The following is a 15,109-nucleotide window of genomic DNA, read 5'->3' as shown; positions in this document are numbered from 1 at the left end:
CGGGGCGAGAGCCGTTTGGTGTTTTGACATCCCCTTGAGGACGGGCTACTCCGACAGGAACTGGGATGTGAGACGGGCGGTAAAAATGAAAAGAATAGTCGAACTGATCAAGGCGCAAAGCCGCGGTCTGCTGCAACACTTATGCGCGGTTTTTCTGGTACTTTTCACGGCGACGCAACTGCATGCGCAAAGTGTGACCGTGAATTCAGTCACATTCGAAGGGAACCAGCGTGTCGCGGACGGAACGATCCTTACATTCGCAGAAATTGATCTGGGTGAAACGCTGACAGTGGCGGAACTCAATGATGCGGGGCAGCGTATCCGGGCGTCTGGCCTGTTTGAAAGCGTGGACGTCATTCCACGCCGGGGCGGTTTGCTCATCAGTGTGGTTGAATATCCGACCATCAATGTCATCAATATCGAAGGCAATGCGCGTCTGCGTGATGCCCAGCTTTTACCGCTGATCCAGTCGCAGCCGCGCCGGGTCTTCAACCCCACACAAGCCGAAGCCGATACGGCAGCGATCACGCAGGCCTATGCTCAGCAGGGCCGCATCAATGCGATTGTGACCCCTCGCATCATTCGGCTTCCAGACAATCGGGTGAACCTTATCTTTGAGGTTGTCGAATCCGCCGTGACCGAGATTGAGCGGGTGTCTTTCTTGGGTAACCGCACCTTTTCCGACGGTCGCTTGCGCCGCGTGCTGGACACTAAGCAGGCCGGTATCTTTCGCACGCTTGTGCGGCGCGATACATACTCGCCAGAGCGCATTGCGCGTGATCGTGAATTGCTGACGGATTTCTATCGCTCACGCGGCTTCGTTGATTTCGTCGTTCAAAACGTGGACGTGACGCTCACCAATGAACGGGATGCTTATCTGGTGACGTTCAATCTGCGTGAAGGTCAGCGCTTTACCTTTGCCAACGTGTCGGTACGCAGCGAAATCCCCGGCGTGAATGCGTCCGAGTTTGAAAGCGCCGTGCGGGTGCGCCGTGGTGCTACTTATTCACCTGTTCCCGTCGATACGGATGTTGACCGTATTGAACGCCTGGCACTGCAGCGGGGGCTCAACTTTGTGCGCGTTGAGCCGCGCATCACCCGCAACGACCGGGATCTGTCGCTGAACATCGAATATGTGATGGTCCCCGGAGAGCGGATTTTTGTGGAACGGATCGATATCGAGGGCAACGGGACGACCCTTGATCGGGTCATCCGCAATCAGTTCCGTGTGGTCGAGGGCGATCCGTTCAATCCGCGTGAAATCCGCCAGAGTGCACGCCGCATCCGGGGCTTGGGCTTTTTCGAGAGCGCAAATGTCGATACCCGCCCCGGCACATCGCCCAATCAGGTGATCGTGGATGTTGATGTGGTTGAGGGGCCGACGGGGGAATTGTCGTTTGGCGCGAACTTCAATAGCGATACCGGTTTTGGATTGGTAGCCTCTTACCGCGAACGGAATTTCCGTGGCCGTGGTCAGCGGTTCAGCTTTGATGTCTCAACTGCCGAAAACAACCAACGCTACGGCTTCGGCTTTGCGGAACCCAACCTCTTGGGCCGCGATCTGCGTTTTGGCATCGACCTCTCCTATCGGACGACCAACAACGAAAACGCCCTTTACGATACTGAAGCATTGCGGCTCAGCCCATCATTGCGTTTTCCCGTCAGCGAAAACGGGCGATTGTCGGTGTTCTATGCCCTTGAGTACACCGACATTAGCGATGTGTCCGACGATGCCAGCCAGATCATCCAGGATGAGGCGGAGCAGGGCGGCCTTACAACCAATGCGCTTGGGTACAACTACAGTTTCGACACGCGCCGCACGGGGCTGAACCCGAATGCGGGCGTCTTGTTCCGCTTTGGGCAGGAGTTTGGTTTTGGCGAGACACAGTTTATCAAATCGACCGCTCTCGCGGGGGCTGAGACACGTATCTTCAACGAAGAGGTGACATTACGCGCCACGTTGGAAGGTGGGAACTTGACCTACCAGGATGGCAGCAGCCGGGTTACCGACCGTTTCTTCCTCAACAGCCGGCTTATGCGTGGCTTCGATCCAGGTGGCATTGGTCCGCGTGACGCAGATACCGATGATGCGCTTGGCGGTAACTCCTTTGCCGTCGCTCGACTTGAGGCAGAATTCCCCCTTGGCTTGCCAAGTGAATATGGCATCTCGGGCGGTGTGTTCCTGGACCACGGCGCCTTGTGGGATGTGGGGGAAACCGGATCGGCCAGCGTGCTGTCTGACGACCCGATTGCGCGAACTGTCATCGGTGCGTCGATCTTCTGGACCACGCCCATTGGCCCCTTGCGGTTCAACTTCACTGAACCTCTGGATGTGCAGGATTTTGATGAGCCGCGCTCATTCGATCTGACAGTCTCAAGTAGCTTCTGATGCGGTTCTGGCGGGCCTTTATTGTTTGCATGCTGCTGGCGTTGCCGGCGGCTGCGCAACAACTGCAATCCGGCCCGGACATTCTCATTATCGAGAGTGAGCGGCTTTACCCTGAGACGCTTTATGGCCGCAGGCTCGCGCGCGAGCTTGAGATGAGAGCTTCGGAGGTGCAGGCCGAAAATGACCGGATCGCCGAGACGCTGACCGCAGAAGAGCGCAGCCTGACCTTGCGCCGCCCCGACATGACACCCGAAGAGTTTCGGGCCGAGGCGGATGCGTTCGATGAAAAAGTGCAAGAGGTACGCCGTGTCCGCGACGCCAAGAATGCCGAACTTCAATCGGCCGATGCGGCAGCAAGGGCCGAGTTTGAAGACCGGGTGCAAAGCGTCATCGCTGATATGATGCTGGAACGCGGCGCGTTGATGGTGATGGACCGCCGCAATGTGATCATGTCGATCCGCGCGGTCAACATCACCGACGATCTGATCGTTCGCATTGACGCGGCCTTGGGCGATGGTACCCGTTAGCCGGTGCTTGCCCCGTCTCTGCGCGCTTGCTAGGGGTGGGGGAGCGGACGAAGAACCGCAAGAATAACAAGGAAATGCTGTCCGATGTCCGATGTGGTGACCGAAGCAGATATTCAACTGATCCAGAAAATCCTGCCGCATCGCTATCCTTTCTTGCTGGTCGATAAGGTGCACAGCATCGAAGGAACCCAATCGGCGATTGGTATCAAGAACGTCACCATGAACGAGCCGCATTTTCAGGGTCATTTTCCCGGCAACCCGATCATGCCCGGTGTCACGATTGTCGAGGCGATGGCGCAGACGACGGCTGTGATGGTGGGCGCCTCGCTGGGTCTGACCGACGGCAATCTGCTGGTCTATTTCATGGCGATTGACGGCTGCAAGTTCCGCCGCAAGGTCGTACCGGGCGATGTGCTTGAGATGCATGTGGAGACGACCCGCGGCAAGCCCGGCGGCAAAGTCTGGCGCTTTAAGGGCGTGGCCAGTGTTGATGGCGAGATGGCCGCAGAAGCCGAGTTCACCGCGATGATGGATATGCAGGGCTGATGGCCGGGATCCACCCCTCTGCCGTGGTCGCCGAAGAGGCGCAGATTGGTCCGGGTTGCGCGATTGGCCCGTTTTGCGTGATCGGCCCGGAGGTGGTTCTGGGTGCCGATGTGAACTTGAAGAGCCATGTCGTCGTGACAGGCGACACGCATATCGGCGATGGCACAGAGATTTACCCCTTTGCTGTGATCGGAGAAATCCCGCAGGACAAGAAATTCGGCGGCGAAAGGACCCAGTTGCGTATCGGTGCCCGCAACCGCATTCGTGAACATGTCACCATGAATACGGGTACGGCTGGTGGCGGCGGCCTGACGCGTGTCGGCGATGACGGTCTATTCCTTGCGGGCTGCCATGTGGCCCATGATGCGCAGATCGGCGACCGGGTTGTTCTGGTCAATTCGGTCGCAATAGGCGGCCACTGCATCGTCGAAGATGACGTGATCGTGGGCGGGCTTTCGGGCGTGCATCAGTTTGTGCGCATTGGCCGGGGCGCGATTATCGGCGCACTGACAATGGTTGCCAATGATGTCATCCCGCATGGTCTTGTCGTTGGGCCACGTGGTGAATTGGACGGGCTGAACCTCGTGGGACTGAAACGCAAAGGCGTGAAACGCAGCGATATCACGGCACTGCGCGCCGCGTTCCAGATGCTCAAGGACGGTGAGGGCACGTTTCAGGACCGTGCGCGCAGGCTGGCCGATGAAAGCGATAGCGACTTTGTCCAGCAGATGGTGGCTTTCATTCTTGGTGCCTCCGATCGCAATTTCCTGACGCCGAGATAGCGGATGCTGGCCCTGATCGCAGGTACCGGTGATCTGCCGCCCGCGCTGGTCGCGCGCCTGCCGGAGCGTCCTTTGATCTGTGCCTTGCAGGGATTTGACCCCGCATTGCCCGTCGATATCCGGTTCCGGTTGGAGCATCTGGGCACCTTCATGCAAACGCTGCGGGACGCTGGTGTCACGCGTATCTGCATGGCCGGTGCGATCCGGCGCCCTGAGATTGACCCGAGTGCAATTGATGAGGCCACCAAACCCTTGGTGCCGCGCGTCCTTGCTGCCTTGGGTCAGGGGGATGATGGTGCCTTGCGGATTGTGATTGGACTGTTGGAAGAGCATGGATTTGAGGTGCTGGCCGCCCATGTGATTGCCGCAGACTTGCTGCCTAGTCCTGGTGTCCTGACGAAAACGGCGCCGTCTGACCAGCACCATAAAGATGCAAGCGTGGGCGAGTTTTGTGTGGGTGCTATGGGCAAAGCGGATAAGGGGCAGGCCTGTCTGGTCACGCAGCAAGAAGTCGTGGCCGTCGAAGACGCCGAGGGTACCGATGCGATGATCGCCGCCTATGCCAAGGGCGAGACACCACAGGGCGACGATGACTTTCTCGGCATCGTTTCGGATGCGGCCACCTCCGCCTTTGATGGGCTGACAAGCTTGGTGGTGGGGGAGCCTTTGGACAAATCTGCAGGCGCAGACACAATCCTTTTCAAAGCGCCCAAACCTGATCAGGATCGCCGTGCTGACCTCCCAGTGATTGGCCCTGCCACGGCGCAAGGGATCGTCAATGCGGGGTTTGCGGGCATCGTGATCGAAGCGGGGGGTGTGATGGTGCTTGAGCAGGAAGAGGTCATCTCCATTCTGGATGCGGGCGGCGCTTTCCTGTGGGTCCGTGAAAAAGGGGCAGAATGAGGGTCTTTCTGATCGCGGGCGAGCCGTCGGGTGACAAGCTGGGCGGCGCGCTGATGGCCGGACTCAAAGAGCTGCGCCCGAACGTCACCTTTGACGGGGTAGGCGGCTCGCTGATGCAGGCCGAAGGGCTGGTCAGCCGCTTTCCGATGGATGAGCTGAGCGTCATGGGCCTCGCCGAAATCCTGCCGAAGTACCGCGCACTGAAGGCCCGGATCAGGCAGATGGCCGAGGCGATTTTGGAGACCAAACCCGACGTACTGATCACCATCGACAGCCCGGATTTCTGCCTGCGCGTCGCACGTCTGGTGCGGGCAGCGAGCGACATCCGCACGGTCCACTACGTGGCACCTACCGTCTGGGCCTGGCGCGCGGGCCGGGCGGCCAAGATGGCGCAGCATATCGACCATGTGTTGGCGCTCTTCCCGTTTGAGCCGCCTTACATGCAAGCGGCAGGCATGGATTGCGATTTTGTCGGCCATCCGGTGGTGGCGGAACCGGTTGCCACGCTTGACGAAGCCGCCGCCTTGGGGTCGGGCACGGTGGTTCTGGTCCTGCCCGGTAGCCGCAAGGGCGAGGTATCGCGCCTGGCTGACCGCTTTGGCGATGCTGTAGCCCGGATCGCGGCAGAGGTACCGGATGCGCGTTTTGTCATACCGACGACCGAAGGGGTGCATGCGCTGGTGCAAGAGCGGGTGCAGCATTGGTCAGTGCCCGTCACGGTCTTGCCGCCCGCATCACCGGAAAAGGCGCTGTGGTTCCGGCGGGCAGATGTCGCCCTGGCGGCTTCTGGTACCGTGTCCCTGGAACTTGCGGCCAACGGCACGCCGATGGTCATCGCCTATGACATGGCCTGGCTCAGTCGCATGATCATCTCGCGGATGCTGCTGGTTGATACGGTGACGCTTGTCAATCTCGTCAGCGAGACGCGGGCCGTGCCGGAGTTCATCGGCAAAGATTGCCAGCCGGGTCCGATTGCCGATGCGGTGCTGGCGGTTCTGCAGGACCCGGGCGCACAGTTGGACGCGATGCGCGTCACGATGGAGCGGCTGGGGCAGGGCGGTGAAGCGCCGGGCCTACGCGCGGCGCGCGCGGTACTGGACCGCCTGCAGCAATCGCCCGTCGATGATGATAAGCCCAAGAGCGAGTAGCGCGAAACCGGCATAGGCGCGCAGCGGCAGCGCCTCACCCAACACAAGCGCGCCAAGGACGATGGCCACAGGCGCCACAAGCAGCGTGACCAGCATCAGATTGCCACTGCCCGCCATGGCCAGAACCCGGTAGTAGAGCAGATAAGCAACGGCGGTCGCGATGATGGCGTAATAGGCGACGGCGGCCCAGGTCTGCGGCGCAAGCGCGAGGCTGAACGGCCCTTCGATAATCCAGGCGGCAGGGATGGTGATTAGGCTTGACCCGGTCAGCATACCCGCAGCGGCCACCTGTGGCGGCAGGCCCCCAAGTGTCTTGCGCGCCCAGACACCTGCCAGAGCATAGCTGATCGTTCCGCCGATCACCGCCAATTGGCCCAGCGAGCGGATGTCGAACTGCAAAAGCGCTGACAGCCCGATTGCGGTGGCGACGCCAAGAAAGCCAAGGCTCACACCCACCGCCTTGCGCAGGGTCAGACGTTCATCGGCAAGGAAAATCGCGGCGGCGATGACACCAAAAATGGCGGTCGCGGCATTCAGGATTGAAGTGAGCCCCGTTTCGATATGCAACTGCCCCCAGGCCATCAGGCTGAATGGAATGACGTTGTTCAGAAGCCCCATGACAAGGAAAGCGCCCCAGATTCCCGGGTCTTTTGGGATCGGAAGCCGCCGGAACAGCACATAGGCCCACAGGATCAGCATCGCCCAGCCGGTGCGGTGCGCGACAGAGGTCAGAAAACCGAGCTCGTTCAGGGCGATACGGATCGACAAAAACGACCCGCCCCAGATAAAGGCCAGCAGGACGAGTTCAGCCCAAGCACGGGGCGAAATGGTCATTTGTGCAGTTGTCATGAGGCCGGTTTGACCGTGTCCCGAACAGTAGAGCAACCCGTATCATGCGAAAGAAACGAAAAAGCCCCGCCGGTTTTGGCAGGGCTTTGCTTGGTTTGCTTATCGGATTTAGAAGTTGTAGCCGATTTTGAAGCCGACGCCGATCGCGCTGTTGTCTTCGAAATCTGACCGCGCGGTGTCTGGCGTACCTGTTTCGGCACTTGCGTCACCTGGCATGATGTAACGCACACCGGCTGCGAGCGTTACATTGTCCACCTCGTATTCCCCTGCCACGCCAATCGAGAAGTTACCGTTTGTTGGCGACAAGGGAGATACCAGATCGCTATCACCTTCTGGTTCAAATCCAATGCTGACAGAGCCCGAAAACTCATCGGTGAAGCGACGACCGATACCCAAGGTGTAACCAAAGCCGTCTTCGATGTCAGTCAATGAACCGAGTGGGAAGTTTTCGGGCTCTACAATAACAACACTGTATTCAGCCCAACGCACGGAGCCAAAAAGCAAGGTGTCTGCCGCGATGCCGGTTTGAAAATCTAGGTTGACGGCCTGTGGTGTCGTCACCTCGGTATCCTCAGTCGAACCGAAAGTGTCCGTTGTGCCGAACTCATGTTCGATTTCGGAGATATAGGTAAGCGCGACGCGCAAGGCGATATCTGGAATTTCATACGCAGCACCAAGCGTGTACCCAAACCCGGTATCCCGGTCCAGATCGACATTGTAACCTGAAACGCCGCCGGGTGGTGGGCCGCCATATGCCAGACCATCAAGCGTCACTGAGCCCTCGATCGACTGTGCGCGAAGGCCGCCATAGACGCTGATATTGTCGTCAATTTTATAGCGCAGAAGACCAGTGACGGCGACACTATCAAGAATTGCTTCAGTACCACCCAAAGCGACGGAGTCCCCGGTTGGGTAGACAATATCTGCGCCGTATGGTTCGTCCACAATAACGGCAATTGAGAATTGATCATTGATGTCGCGCTTGTAGCCGAAACCAAGCACGCTGTAGTCTTCGGCGACGTTACCAGTTTCGCTTCCTCCAAACGCAGCAACGTCTTCACCGTCGACTTCTGGCATCACGTAGCCAAAGCTGAACTCGGCATAAGCGCCTGTCTCGCCGCCCTCTTCGAAGATGATGCCAATCGGCTGCCCGGACCGGTCCAAGCCTACCGCATGTGCCAGTGATGTCGTCAAAAGCAGGGCTGCGCCTGCGGTGAGTGCCTGTTTCATGTCCTCGTCCCTATCATGAACAAAATCTGTGCAGCGGACCCTAAGGAGTGCGTAACCTTTGCGTCAATTAATGACGCGACGTCACGTCGCAGGTGGCATCGTAGCGTCACAAAAATACACTACCTGACGTTGTTTTGAAATATTTGAACTGTCCCGTTCAGTTCGGCGCTGTTTTTCGCGCCTGACTGATATTGAGGTAATTGCCCGCAAAAATGAGCGCTGCACCGACAAAAACAATCAGTTCAAGTGGTTCATCGTAAAGGAGCATGCCCACAACCGCGATGGTTGGCAGCCGCACGAAGTCGATCGGCATGACGACGCTGGCGGGCGCAATGCTGAGCGCCTTGGTCAGGCAGAAATGCGCGACCAACCCGGCAATGCCTATTGCAATGACCCAGGGGATATGCGTACGCGAGGGCAGGGCGATATCGCCATCAAAACCTGCCGCGACGAGGCCGAAAAGGGCCTGCATGACGGTGAGGTAGAAGAGGATTGTCGTGATCGACTCAGTCCGCGTCAGCTTGCGGGTGAATATTGCGGTCAGCGCAAAGAAGATCGCGCAGGCCGCCGCGGCAATCAGGCCGGGGCTGAGATTGGCCGGATCAGGTCGCGCTACGATCAGGATGCCAGCAAACCCGATCAACGCGCTGATCAGACCAATCCGCGTGATCCGCTCGCCCAGAATGAGGGGTGAGAGCAGGATGACCCAGATCGGTGTGGTAAATTCCAGCGCAAAGACCTGCGCCAGAGGGATCATCGTGATCGCATAAAACCAGAGGTTCTGGCCGGTGAAATGGCACAGGTTCCGCAGGCTATGCAGGCCCAATCGCGATGTGCGCGTTTGATGCAGCGTGCCCGCCAGATGCGCGATCACGACGACAATCACGATCCCCGTCAGGCTGCGATAGAGCATGATCTCAAACGTATCAAGCTCATCGCTGACCGCACGCCCGGCCACGGCCATGCTGGTGAAGGCGCCGATGGCACCGATCATCCAAAGGGCGGCCTGAAGGACCGTGTTATGGGAGCGTGCAATATCCATGGCGCTACTTGGTCTGCTGCCGACGGCTTTTGCAACCTCTCATCGTCTGTGTAAGGCTTTGATCATGAAAGGGGGCTACAGATGCGCTGGGTTATTCTGTTCCTTGTCATGCCTGTGGTTGCTGTCGCTGACCCGGTCGAAAGGGTGGAGCAGGCCGCTATGGAGGCTTTCGACAGCATGCCGCCTGTGCAGATCGCGCGCGAGATTGCGGGGCGCTGCGGTGCGGATGCCAACGTGAACCCCCATGCCGCCTATTGTACCAGCCAGAACGTCATCTTTCTGACGCGAGACGTGCGAGACCAGCCGCAAGCCGCATATCTTGTCGCGCATTCCTACGGACATGCCGTGCAGGTGCGGCACGGCGTGGCTGATTTTGCACTGGCCCAGATCCGCGCGCGCCGCGATGAAGAGGCGATGCTGCGTGGACTTGTTGAGCGGCAGGTGGACTGTATCGCTGGGTTCCTGGTGGCGGGGGCCGATTTGCCAAAGGCTGCTTTGACGGATTGGTTTGACACCGATCCCTTTGACGACATCCATTGGGGCCGTGACCCGCTCAGCATCGGGCCCGTGATGGGCGTTGATCTGGCTGACCGTGATACGTGGTTTCAGATCGGGCAGGAGGGTGACATCGCGGCCTGCAGCCCCGGAGAGTTTACGGCCGATTTATTGGTCGCCGCGCTGAGGAAATAGGACCCAGCCTATTCCCATTCAATCGTGCCGGGCGGTTTGGAGGTGATGTCATAGGTCACCCGGTTGATCCCCGGCACTTCGTTGATGATGCGGGTGGCGGTTTCGCCCAGGAAGTCGTGGCTGAAAGGGTAGTAGTCCGCTGTCATCCCATCGACAGAGGTAACGGCGCGCAGCGCACAGGCGTAGTCATACGTGCGCCCATCGCCCATTACGCCAACGGTGCGGACGGGCAAGATCGCGACGAAGGCCTGCCAGATTTCATCGTAGAGCCCGTGTTTGCGAATTTGGTCGATATAGACCGCGTCGGCCTTGCGCAGGATGTCGAGCTTGTCGCGCGTGATCTCTCCCGGGCAGCGGATCGCGAGGCCGGGGCCGGGGAAGGGGTGGCGTCCGATGAAACTGGCGGGCAGGCCAAGCTCGCGACCCAAGGTGCGGACCTCGTCCTTGAAGAGCTCGCGCAGGGGTTCGACCAGTTTGAGGCCCATCTTTTCGGGCAGGCCGCCCACATTATGGTGGCTTTTGATCGTGACCGATGGCCCGCCGGAAAAGCTGACGCTTTCGATCACATCGGGGTAGAGCGTGCCTTGGGCGAGGAATTCGGCGCCGTCGATGTCGTTGGCGTATTTCTGGAAGACGTCGATGAAGAGTTTGCCGATGATCTTGCGCTTGGTTTCGGGGTCGGACTGACCTTCGAGTTCGCCAAGGAAGAGATTCTGTTCCTGCGCGTGGATGACCTGAAGGTTCATGTGATCGCGGAACATGCCGACGACTTCTTCGGCCTCGTTGAGGCGCAGGAGCCCGTGATCGACGAAGACACAGGTGAGTTGATCTCCGACAGCCTCGTGGATCAGGGCCGCGGCAACCGATGAATCTACGCCACCAGACAGGGCACAGATCACCTTTTTGTCGCCGACCCGCTCGCGGATCGCGGCGATAGCCTGTTCGCGATAGGCGCCCATCGTCCAGTCGCCTGTGAAGCCCGCCAGCCGCACGAAGTTCTCGTATAGCTTGGCGCCGTTGGGTGTGTGGTGCACTTCGGGGTGGAACTGGACGGCGTAGAACTGGCGGGCGGGATCGGCGGTGATGGCATAGGGCGCGTTGGGTGAAGTACCGTAGACCGCGAAACCTTCTGCGATTTCAGCGACATGGTCGCCATGGCTCATCCAGACTTGCTCTTTGCCATCAGCAAACCAGCCGTCCAGCAAGGGCAGTTCCCCGGCAGGTGAGACATAGGCGCGCCCAAACTCAGCCGTGCCGCCGCCGCCGGTGATCTTGCCCCCCTCAACGACACCGCCCAGGTCTTGCATCATCACCTGCTGGCCGTAGCAGATACCCAGGATCGGCACGCCGAGTTGATAGACCGATTGCGGCGGGCGGGGCGAGCCTTCGCGGGTCACGCTGTCGGGACCGCCGGAAAAAATCACGGCTTTGGGGGCGAAATCCGCGAGAAAGTCATCCGTGACATTCTGATAGGGGTGGATTTCGCAATAGACGCTGAGCTCGCGCAGGCGGCGTGCGATCAACTGCGTGACCTGGCTGCCGAAATCGATGATCAGGAGGCGTTCGTGGGTGCTGTGTTCCATGGCGCCTCTATAGCGGTTGCCGGACCCGGCGCAAGAGAGGCGCATGTCGCTTTTGCCCGCCAAGCGGCGCAAAATCGGCAGGGTCGGCTGGCGCCGGGCGCTAAGAACGGTGCAATCACTTGCCGGAGGGATCGATCATGTCGGATGCACCAATCAGAACGGGACGCCGCGGGCGTGGTGGCGGTGGTGCGGCGCGCCGGGCAGAGCGGACGGCGGTCAGTGTCGAGACTGCGAAATACATCGAACGGAATGTGCCCAACTACGAGGTGCTGACTGACGAGGCCTTGGCCGTGATTGAGGCCAATGCAGAGACGGTGCTGGCCGAGATTGGTGTGAATTTCGTGGAAAACCCCGAAGCGCTGGCCCGCTGGAAAGAGGCTGGTGCCGAAGTTGAGGGAGAGCGGGTGCGCATCCCGCGCGGACTGGCACGCAAGCTTTGCGCGACGGCACCGGCGGAGTTCACCCAGCATGCGCGCAATCCGGAGCGCAATGTCGTCATCGGCGGCAAAAACCTCGTGCTTGCGCCGGTTTACGGCCCGCCCTTTGTGCGCGATGCCGAAGGTGGCCGCCGCTATGCGACGATGGATGATTTCGAGAAGTTCGTGAAGCTCGGCTATATGTCGAAATGGCTGCATCATTCCGGTGGGACGGTGTGTGAGCCCACCGATGTGCCGGTGAACAAGCGCCATCTGGATATGCTGCTGACCCACATGATCTATTCGGACAAGCCGTTCATGGGGTCGGTGACCGAACCCAGCCGCGCGCAGGATTCGGTTGAGATGTGCGAGATCCTGTTCGGCAAGGAATTCGTGCAAGAGAACACGGTGATGACCTCGCTCATCAACATCAACTCGCCGCTGACATTCGACAGCATCATGATGGGCGCGTTGGAGGTCTTTGCGAAGAACAATCAGGCCTCAATCATCAGCCCGTTCATCGTGGGCGGGGCGATGGCGCCGGTGTCGGTGGCAGGCACGCTGACGCAGGTGCTGGCCGAGGTTTTGGCAGGGGTTGCTTATAGCCAGATCGTCCGGCCCGGGGCGCCTGTCATCTTCGGGACGTTCGTGACATCAATCGACATGAATTCCGGTGCGCCGACCTTTGGCACGCCAGAGGCGAGTCACATTACATACGGGGCCGGACAGCTCGCCCGCAGGCTCGGATTGCCCTATCGTTCCGCAGGGTCATTCTGTGGATCGAAGCTGCCTGATGCACAGGCCGCCTATGAGACGGCGAACAGCCTGCAGATGGGGCTGCTCTCCGGTGTAAACTTCATGTTACATAGCTGCGGCTGGCTTGAGGGCGGGCTTGTCGCTTCGTTCGAGAAATTCGTGATGGATGCTGACCAATTGGGCACGTTGCACCACTTCGCAAAAGGCGTCGATCTAAGCGTCAATGGTCAGGCCATGGATGCTATCGAAGAGGTGGGGCCGGGCGGGCATTACCTTGGATGCGCCCACACACAGGCCAATTTCAAGACAGCTTTCTGGCGATCGGACCTGTTTGACTACAAGCCGTTTGAGACCTGGGACGAAGAAGGCGCGCGTGACACACAGACCCTTGCGACAGCGCGGGTCAAGAAACTTCTTGATACCTATCAACAACCCGCGCTTGATCCTGAGATCGAAGCGCGCCTGCGCGCCTATGTGGCTGAAAAGAAAGCCAGTATGCCTGACACCTTTACCTAGCGTCAGGTGTGGCTGTCTGCAAAAGCTGCGCTTCGCCTGCCAGTGCGATCAGGATTTCGACATGTTTTGCTACGGCATAATTGCCTGATTTTGCCTCGCGCAGACCGTTCATTTCGGCCTCGAGATCAAAGAGCCGCATGATAGCAACGGCCGGACGTGGCAAGGTGTCGCATTGCAGGAGCCTGCGCAGATGGATGTCTCGGCGATAGTCATCAAGCCCGAATCGGACGCTGCGCGCCAGCAGCTTTGGGCGTTTAAGTGTGTGTAAACGTGTTTGAATATCAAGCATTTGAAGGCCTTTCTGAAAGCTTTTTGTGTCAGGTTAGGTGTACACTCCTTTGGCCGGTGTTGCGGGAAGTGCATTAGTTAAGAACGCTGCCCTCAGGATTGTTTATCCTTCAGAAAGAATGGTTGACGTACGAAACACGTCGTTAACAAATGAGTAACCATACACGCATACGTTGCGTCGCCGATGCGCTTTCGGTGTGGGTGGCTCTTCGTTTGCGTCTCGGGACTATCGGTAAGAGGACGAGTGAGATGACTGCACAACAGGGGTCGGCTGGGCCCAATGCGCTTCCACAATGGGTACCTGATGCGGCGCGCCACTATCTGGCGCATACCGAAACAGGCCAATCCATTCGCGCATTGGCCCGCGCGAGTGACTGCCACCCCTCAACTGTTTTGCGTCAAGTGCGTCGGTTTGAATGCCGCCGCGATGATCCGCTGATTGATGCGGCTCTGAAATCCCTTTCTGCCCGAGTGACGACCGACTGCGATCACATGGAAAGGGAATTGGGAATGACACAAGTAGATTGCCTCGATGCGGCGCCTGTAAAGACTGCGCCATTGACACAAAAGCAGATTGATCAGGATGCCAAACGGATCTTGCGCAGACTTTGTGAACCGGGCGCGGTGCTGGCCGTCGCACGGGAAATGGAGACGGCTGTCGTTGTGCGCGAGGGGCAAACGGGTGAGCAGTTGCGCACCGCTGTTGTCGATCGTGAGATCGCACAGGCGATGGCGCTGAAAGACTGGATTGGGTGTCCTGACCCCGACGGGCGCGTGGCACGGTACTTCATCACAAATACAGGCCGTGCCGCCTTGCGCCGCCTGACGGCAGAGGATGAAAACCGCGCCAGTGGTTTTGCCGAAAAGAAGGCCGATTTGGACAGCGATGCCGGCTGGGACATTGCGGCGATTGAAGGTGAGACGCGCCCGGCCCACCGTTATCATATGACGGAAAGCCCGCTTGTCGGTCTGGCGCGTCGTCGGGACCGTGACGGGGAGCTTTTCCTTAAACGGGATCTCGTAGCCGCAGGCGAACGGCTGCGCGAAGACTTCGAGTTGGCGCAGGTCGGTGCAAAAACCGTCGAAAGCTGGGAGGCCTTTGTGACCGGCGAGGCCGTGGAATTGCGCCCCGAAGCCTCCCCTGGGGCGACCGCAGCCAAGAAACGTGTCCGCGATGCGTTGCAGGATCTGGGCCCCGGCTTGGGCGACATCGCGCTGCGCTGCTGCTGCTATCTGGAAGGGTTGGAGCAGACCGAAAAGAACATGGGCTGGTCCGCACGCTCTGCCAAGATCGTCCTGCGCATCGCGTTGCAGCGGCTCAAGCGGCATTATGAGGAAACGCAGGGCCAGTTCGGCCCGATGATTGGCTAGGCGGTCCATGCAGCCCGTGCAGTGCCGTCATGCGCGGCACTGTGGCGGTTGCATAAGGCAGGGCGGAGGCATT

General features: G+C 59.3%; 14 protein-coding genes. 9 read left to right on the top strand and 5 right to left on the bottom strand.

Annotated elements, in window-relative coordinates; translation table 11 throughout:
• Positions 1 to 85 precede the first annotated feature (85 nt).
• From bamA to lpxB, 6 genes are all read left to right on the top strand, one after another.
• Positions 86 to 2,389, top strand: a complete 2,304-nt coding sequence (gene bamA, locus SLH47_RS06650; protein ID WP_320238684.1) for an outer membrane protein assembly factor BamA — start codon at positions 86 to 88, stop codon at positions 2,387 to 2,389.
• Positions 2,390 to 2,418: 29 nt separating this feature from the next.
• Positions 2,419 to 2,916, top strand: coding sequence for an OmpH family outer membrane protein (locus tag SLH47_RS06645; protein WP_320238683.1), 498 nt, complete (start codon positions 2,419 to 2,421; stop codon positions 2,914 to 2,916).
• A gap of 84 nt (positions 2,917 to 3,000) precedes the next feature.
• Positions 3,001 to 3,462, top strand: a complete 462-nt coding sequence (gene fabZ / locus SLH47_RS06640; RefSeq protein ID WP_320238682.1) for a 3-hydroxyacyl-ACP dehydratase FabZ — start codon at positions 3,001 to 3,003, stop codon at positions 3,460 to 3,462.
• Positions 3,462 to 4,244, top strand: a complete 783-nt coding sequence (lpxA, locus tag SLH47_RS06635) for an acyl-ACP--UDP-N-acetylglucosamine O-acyltransferase (RefSeq protein ID WP_320238681.1) — start codon at positions 3,462 to 3,464, stop codon at positions 4,242 to 4,244. Before fabZ ends, lpxA begins: the two co-directional genes overlap by 1 nt.
• Positions 4,245 to 4,247: 3 nt before the next feature.
• Positions 4,248 to 5,147, top strand: coding sequence for an LpxI family protein (locus SLH47_RS06630; RefSeq protein WP_320238680.1), 900 nt, complete (start codon positions 4,248 to 4,250; stop codon positions 5,145 to 5,147).
• The gene (gene lpxB / locus SLH47_RS06625) at positions 5,144 to 6,295 is read left to right on the top strand and encodes a lipid-A-disaccharide synthase (RefSeq protein ID WP_320238679.1); all 1,152 of its coding nucleotides are present in this window, start codon (positions 5,144 to 5,146) and stop codon (positions 6,293 to 6,295) included. Before SLH47_RS06630 ends, lpxB begins: the two co-directional genes overlap by 4 nt.
• Here the strand turns inward: lpxB and SLH47_RS06620 are convergent.
• The 3 genes from SLH47_RS06620 to SLH47_RS06610 form a co-directional block, all read right to left on the bottom strand.
• The gene (locus SLH47_RS06620) at positions 6,221 to 7,144 is read right to left on the bottom strand and encodes a DMT family transporter (protein WP_320238678.1); all 924 of its coding nucleotides are present in this window, start codon (positions 7,142 to 7,144) and stop codon (positions 6,221 to 6,223) included. The two genes, lpxB and SLH47_RS06620, sit on opposite strands and share 75 nt — an antisense overlap.
• 108 nt (positions 7,145 to 7,252) lie before the next feature.
• Positions 7,253 to 8,374 (bottom strand): OmpP1/FadL family transporter, encoded by a 1,122-nt coding sequence (locus SLH47_RS06615; RefSeq protein WP_320238677.1) that lies wholly within the window; start codon positions 8,372 to 8,374, stop codon positions 7,253 to 7,255.
• A gap of 157 nt (positions 8,375 to 8,531) precedes the next feature.
• The gene (locus tag SLH47_RS06610) at positions 8,532 to 9,416 is read right to left on the bottom strand and encodes a DMT family transporter (RefSeq protein WP_320238676.1); all 885 of its coding nucleotides are present in this window, start codon (positions 9,414 to 9,416) and stop codon (positions 8,532 to 8,534) included.
• 81 nt (positions 9,417 to 9,497) lie between these two features.
• Here SLH47_RS06610 and SLH47_RS06605 point away from each other — a divergent pair, with 81 nt between their 5' ends.
• Entirely contained in the window at positions 9,498 to 10,106 is a 609-nt protein-coding gene (locus SLH47_RS06605; protein ID WP_320238675.1) for a hypothetical protein, read from the top strand.
• An 8-nt stretch (positions 10,107 to 10,114) separates the two neighbouring features.
• Here SLH47_RS06605 and guaA read toward each other — a convergent pair whose 3' ends face one another.
• Positions 10,115 to 11,689 carry a glutamine-hydrolyzing GMP synthase gene (guaA, locus tag SLH47_RS06600; RefSeq protein WP_320238674.1) on the bottom strand — a complete coding sequence of 525 codons (1,575 nt, stop codon included), beginning with the start codon at positions 11,687 to 11,689 and terminating at the stop codon, positions 10,115 to 10,117.
• Positions 11,690 to 11,826: 137 nt separating this feature from the next.
• On the opposite strand from guaA, the gene SLH47_RS06595 reads away from it, so the two are divergent.
• The gene (locus SLH47_RS06595) at positions 11,827 to 13,377 is read left to right on the top strand and encodes a trimethylamine methyltransferase family protein (RefSeq protein WP_320238673.1); all 1,551 of its coding nucleotides are present in this window, start codon (positions 11,827 to 11,829) and stop codon (positions 13,375 to 13,377) included.
• Here the strand turns inward: SLH47_RS06595 and SLH47_RS06590 are convergent.
• Complete coding sequence (locus SLH47_RS06590) at positions 13,370 to 13,666, bottom strand: DUF6477 family protein (RefSeq protein ID WP_320238672.1); 297 nt, start codon at positions 13,664 to 13,666, stop codon at positions 13,370 to 13,372. The genes SLH47_RS06595 and SLH47_RS06590 overlap by 8 nt on opposite strands.
• A gap of 248 nt (positions 13,667 to 13,914) precedes the next feature.
• Here SLH47_RS06590 and SLH47_RS06585 point away from each other — a divergent pair, with 248 nt between their 5' ends.
• Positions 13,915 to 15,036: a DUF6456 domain-containing protein gene (locus SLH47_RS06585; RefSeq protein WP_320238671.1), complete on the top strand. Its 1,122-nt coding sequence runs from the start codon at positions 13,915 to 13,917 to the stop codon at positions 15,034 to 15,036.
• Positions 15,037 to 15,109 lie beyond the last annotated feature (73 nt).

The organism is Cognatiyoonia sp. IB215182 (assembly GCF_033963905.1).
In the GTDB taxonomy this organism is placed as follows: Bacteria; Pseudomonadota; Alphaproteobacteria; order Rhodobacterales; family Rhodobacteraceae; genus Yoonia.
Note: the sequence above shows the minus strand (reverse complement) of the source record. Positions and strands in the feature narration are given on the sequence as shown.

Bases quoted from the DNA above. Each gene is read 5' to 3' on its own strand.
- bamA (WP_320238684.1), top strand. From the start codon at position 86: ATGAAAAGAATAGTCGAACTGATCAAGGCGCAAAGCCGCGGTCTGCTG.
- SLH47_RS06645 (WP_320238683.1), top strand. From the start codon at position 2,419: ATGCTGCTGGCGTTGCCGGCGGCTGCGCAACAACTGCAATCCGGCCCG.
- fabZ (WP_320238682.1), top strand. From the start codon at position 3,001: ATGTCCGATGTGGTGACCGAAGCAGATATTCAACTGATCCAGAAAATC.
- lpxA (WP_320238681.1), top strand. From the start codon at position 3,462: ATGGCCGGGATCCACCCCTCTGCCGTGGTCGCCGAAGAGGCGCAGATT.
- SLH47_RS06630 (WP_320238680.1), top strand. From the start codon at position 4,248: ATGCTGGCCCTGATCGCAGGTACCGGTGATCTGCCGCCCGCGCTGGTC.
- lpxB (WP_320238679.1), top strand. From the start codon at position 5,144: ATGAGGGTCTTTCTGATCGCGGGCGAGCCGTCGGGTGACAAGCTGGGC.
- SLH47_RS06620 (WP_320238678.1), bottom strand. From the start codon at position 7,144: ATGACAACTGCACAAATGACCATTTCGCCCCGTGCTTGGGCTGAACTC.
- SLH47_RS06615 (WP_320238677.1), bottom strand. From the start codon at position 8,374: ATGAAACAGGCACTCACCGCAGGCGCAGCCCTGCTTTTGACGACATCA.
- SLH47_RS06610 (WP_320238676.1), bottom strand. From the start codon at position 9,416: ATGGATATTGCACGCTCCCATAACACGGTCCTTCAGGCCGCCCTTTGG.
- SLH47_RS06605 (WP_320238675.1), top strand. From the start codon at position 9,498: ATGCGCTGGGTTATTCTGTTCCTTGTCATGCCTGTGGTTGCTGTCGCT.
- guaA (WP_320238674.1), bottom strand. From the start codon at position 11,689: ATGGAACACAGCACCCACGAACGCCTCCTGATCATCGATTTCGGCAGC.
- SLH47_RS06595 (WP_320238673.1), top strand. From the start codon at position 11,827: ATGTCGGATGCACCAATCAGAACGGGACGCCGCGGGCGTGGTGGCGGT.
- SLH47_RS06590 (WP_320238672.1), bottom strand. From the start codon at position 13,666: ATGCTTGATATTCAAACACGTTTACACACACTTAAACGCCCAAAGCTG.
- SLH47_RS06585 (WP_320238671.1), top strand. From the start codon at position 13,915: ATGACTGCACAACAGGGGTCGGCTGGGCCCAATGCGCTTCCACAATGG.